3 protein-coding genes and 1 pseudogene are annotated in these 4,108 nt (G+C 66.5%); 1 reads left to right on the forward strand and 3 read right to left on the reverse strand.

The genetic code is table 11. The annotated features are described in order from the left end of the window. From JMF90_RS27035 to JMF90_RS27045, 3 genes and pseudogenes are all read right to left on the reverse strand, one after another. Positions 1 to 179 (reverse strand): annotated as a pseudogene (locus JMF90_RS27035) (peptidase); the annotation flags it as partial. Positions 180 to 671: 492 nt separating this feature from the next. Further along, the gene (locus JMF90_RS27040) at positions 672 to 1,616 is read right to left on the reverse strand and encodes a GlxA family transcriptional regulator (protein ID WP_006480675.1); all 945 of its coding nucleotides are present in this window, start codon (positions 1,614 to 1,616) and stop codon (positions 672 to 674) included. Positions 1,617 to 1,737: 121 nt separating this feature from the next. After that, complete coding sequence (locus tag JMF90_RS27045; protein ID WP_011547115.1) at positions 1,738 to 2,700, reverse strand: helix-turn-helix domain-containing protein; 963 nt, start codon at positions 2,698 to 2,700, stop codon at positions 1,738 to 1,740. A 241-nt stretch (positions 2,701 to 2,941) separates the two neighbouring features. Between JMF90_RS27045 and JMF90_RS27050 the strand changes: the two genes are divergently transcribed. After that, the gene (locus tag JMF90_RS27050; protein ID WP_201317083.1) at positions 2,942 to 4,099 is read left to right on the forward strand and encodes an amine dehydrogenase large subunit; all 1,158 of its coding nucleotides are present in this window, start codon (positions 2,942 to 2,944) and stop codon (positions 4,097 to 4,099) included. Positions 4,100 to 4,108 lie beyond the last annotated feature (9 nt).

The following is a 4,108-nucleotide window of genomic DNA, read 5'->3' on the forward strand; positions in this document are numbered from 1 at the left end:
AATTGCCCGGCGGCCGTATCGGCTTTCGCGGCCGGCGGCGCGACGCCGCGCGTCAGGCTTTCGCGCAGGCTGGCGGCCTGCGGATTCGACACTTTCGTATCGGCCAGGGTGCCGCCGACGATGCCGAAACCGAGCGCGAGACTCAGGGCGAGCGGCAATGCTTTGCGTGATGTCTGCATACGTGATCCTCATCTCAACGGTTGGACACGCCCGCGCGCTCGTGGCGAGCAGGCACGACACGGCCCGCGCGCCGGTTCGATGGAACCGGTGCGGCGAAGCGGTGTAGGGAGTATCGACTGACTAAGGAGAACTAAATCTCAGGTCGAAAAGAAGCGGGCAGGCAAAGAGGGGGACGCGCGTGAAGGGATGCGAACGGCAGGCAGGTGCGGCGACGGCGAAGCGAGCATCGTCATGTCATACCCCTCGGATCGATATTGGATATCGGTGGGCAGCCTGCGTGGCGCGACGCGCGCCGAGATGCAGCAGGCGTGTCGTTAGGCTGCCTATCTAACTTTGTTTGATATGTTACAGAATATTTTCAGCGACATTCCAAATTATTTTCGACGACCGCTTCGGTTGGTCGATCAATTGCCGGCATTGTTCAGCGAGCGGCGGGAAACGCTGCCGGAACGTGCAATACCGCGCCGGATTGTGATCAAAAGCCGTGACGATCAGCGTGTCGCACGCCGGTCGCTGCGCGGGCTCATCCCGAATCGTGCGCGATAGGTACGCGAGAAATGCGACGGCGATTCGAAGCCGCACGCGACGCACACCGACGTGATGCTCATGTCGGTCTGCTGCAGCAGTTCGCGTGCGCGATCGAGGCGCAGGTTCAGGTAGAAGCGCGTCGGCGTGTCGTTCAGCGTCGCGCTGAACAGCCGTTCGAGCTGGCGCCGCGTGATCGACACTTCCTGTGCGAGCGCGTCCGAGCCGAGCGGGTTCTCCATGTGCCGCTGCATCGTGCCGATCACCTGGATCAGCTTGCGGTTGTGCACGCCGTAGCGCGCGGCGATCTCGAGCCGCTGGCTGTCCGAACGCTGCCGGATGCGGCTGACGACGAACTGCTCGGAGATCGCCGCCGCGAGATCGGCGCCGTGCCGGCGGCCGATCAGGTCGAGCATCATGTCGATCGACGCGGTGCCGCCCGCGCACGTGATGCGCCGGTCGTCGATCTCGAACAGCTCCTGCGTCGCGTTCAGGCCGGGATAGCGCTCGCGGAACGCGGCCAGCGCTTCCCAGTGCAGCGTGAGCGGCTGCGACGCGTCGAACAGCCCGGCTTCCGCGAGCACGAAGCTGCCCGTGTCGATGCCGCCGAGCGTCGCACCATGCCGGTGCTGGCGGCGCAGCCAGTCGCCGAGCGTGCGCGTGTAGCACACGAGCGGATCGAAGCCCGCGACGACGAACACCGTATCGACCTGCGGGACGTCCGCGCACGCGGCTTCGGCGGCGACCGGAATGCCGTTGCTTGCGGCGACGGGCGCGCCGTCCGCGCTGATCACGTGCCAGCGATACAGCTCGGTGCGAAAGCGGTTCGCGACGCGCAGCGGCTCGACCGCGGACATGAAGCCGAGCGCGGAGAAGCCGGGCAGCAGCAGGAAGTGGAAATCCTCGGGCATCGGGGCGTGGGGTGGAAGCAGGTGGTCGTCGCGCGACGCGGCGAGCGGGCCGGCGCGGGCCGCGCCCGGCTCGCGGGCGCCGAACGGTCAAGCCGGAATTATCGCGGTTTTTTGCCGGCGTTCAGCGCGTTTTTGCGCGATGCACCGTGCGGCGCGCCGTCGCCGACGGCAATTCGCCGAACTGGGCCTTGTACACGCTCGCGAAATGCCCGAGATGCAGGAAGCCCCAGCGTGCGGCCGCCTCGCTGATCGGCAGGTCGGATTGCCGCGTGTCGAGCAGCAGGCGTCGGACCTGCGCGAGGCGCAGCGAGCGCGTGTAGTTGAGCGGACTCGTCTGCACGACCGACTGAAAGCTGTTCTGCATCGTGCGCCGGCTCACGCGCAGTTGCGTGCACAGGCTCAGGATGTCGACGGGCGCTTCCGGGTGCTCGATCACGTAGTCGTGCACGCGGCGCACGATGTCGGCGTGGCAGGCGTGCGTGAGCCGGTTCGACGGCTCGGGCATCCGGTAGGTGAGGAGATCGACGAGCACGTTGCCGACGTCGGCGCGGATCGCGCACTGCGCGCGTGCCGCGTCGAACGTATCGGGCGCCGACAGCACGCGTTCGAGCAGCGTCGCGAGCTGCACGCTCGCGCGTTCGCGCGCGGCGACCGGCACCTCGACGACGCCGTGCCGCAGCGCGCGTGCGTCCAGCCGGACGTCGGCGGCATCTTCGATCTGCTGCATCAATTCGGGTTCGACGACCACGCCGATCAGCGACATGTCGTCGGGTGAATGGAGTTCGAACGGTATGCCGCCGCGCGCCATCACGATCGTGCCGCGCTCGATGCGCGCACCGCCGAACGCGAAGGTGCCCGAGCCGGTGAGCGGCATCCCGAACACCGTATGGCCGTGCGGCAAACATCCGCGCTGGATGATGCGCACGTTCGCCGTTTCCTGGAACAGCTGCACGCCGTCGAGCACCGCGTGCTTGACCGCGCTGCGATACGCGCCGGACCCGATCTGGTCGTAACGCTGATTCCAGCCGCGCAGCGCCTCGGCATGCCGGTCTGCGTCGTCGAACCTCTGATGTAACACGAGCACGGCGCCTCCGGCGGTCGTTTGGACCGCGCAAGATTAAACCGGCCGAGCGGTCGGCGCAATACGGGGGAGCGCTATTCCGCGCGCGGGTTTCAGAGGGTCGGAAGGGTGCGCAACAGCGTGGCTTTCACGCGCATTTCCAATATCCCGAATCGGCACGTACGCGTTGCCGGTCCGGGTGCTGACGGGATTTATTGTCGAACTACAGTCGCCCCACATAACGTGAATCCCCACTGGAGGCGGCATGAGGACAAGGCGACGAACCTCGGCGCTCGCGGCGACGCTGGCGTTGGTGGCGGCATGGGCCGGCGGCGCAAACGCGGTGGAAAAACCCGAGGAACTGGTCGTGCAGAAGATGCCGCCATGGCATCCGCACGAGGTCTATATCGTCGACATCTCGATGCCGTCGATGACCGACGGGCGCATCTACGTGTACGACGCCGATGCGAAGAAGCTGCTCGGCCAGATCGACGGCGGCTTCGCGCCCGGCCTCGCGATCTCGCCCGATCGCAAGACCAGCTTCGTCGCGACGACCTACTTCTCGCGCGGCTCGCACGGCACGCGCACGGACGTCGTCGAGATGATCGACAACGCGACGCTCGATCACGCGGGCGAGATCGTGATTCCGGCGAAGCACGCGCAGCACGTGCCGTCGCCGTACAACACCGCATTCAGCGCCGACGGCAAGCGGCTGTACGTCGCGAACATCACGCCGTCCGCGTCGGTGACGGTGATCGACGCCGTCTCGAAGAAGGTGCTGTCGGAGATCGACACGGCCGCATGCGTGCTTGCGTATCCGTCGGGTAACGACCGCTTCACCGCGCTGTGCGAAAGCGGCAAGGCACTGACCGTCACGCTCGACGCGAACGGCAAGGAGACGAAGCGCACGATGTCGGAGGCATTCATCGACGTCGACAAGGATCCGGCGTTCGTGAACGCGTCGCGGTACAAGGGCGAATACCTGTTCACCACCTACGGCGGCAACGTGCGCAGCGCCGATTTCAGCGGTGACAAGCCGGCGTTCGGCAAGCCGTGGCCGCTGCTGACGGACGCCGAGCGTGCCGAAGGCTGGCGCCCGGGCGGCATGCAGCAGACGGCCGTGCAGGCAAAACAGAACCGTTACTACGTGCTGATGCACAAGGGCACCGACGGCTCGCACAAGGACGCCGGCACGCAGGTGTGGGTGATTGACCTGAAGTCGAAGCAGCGCGTCGCGCGCTGGGATCTCGCGCAGCTGAAGGTCGATCCGCTCGTGTCGATCCAGGTCAGCGAGGACGACAAGCCGCTGTTCTACGGGCTGACGGCGACCTCCGACCTCGTCGTGATGGACGCGCGCACCGGCGCGCTGCAGCACGTCGAGAAGCAGGTCGGCAATACGTCGTCGCTGCTCGTCAACCCGTGAGGCCGCGAT

The sequence above is a fragment of the Burkholderia sp. E168m23 genome (assembly GCF_016586125.1).
GTDB lineage: Bacteria > Pseudomonadota > Gammaproteobacteria > Burkholderiales > Burkholderiaceae > Burkholderia > Burkholderia orbicola.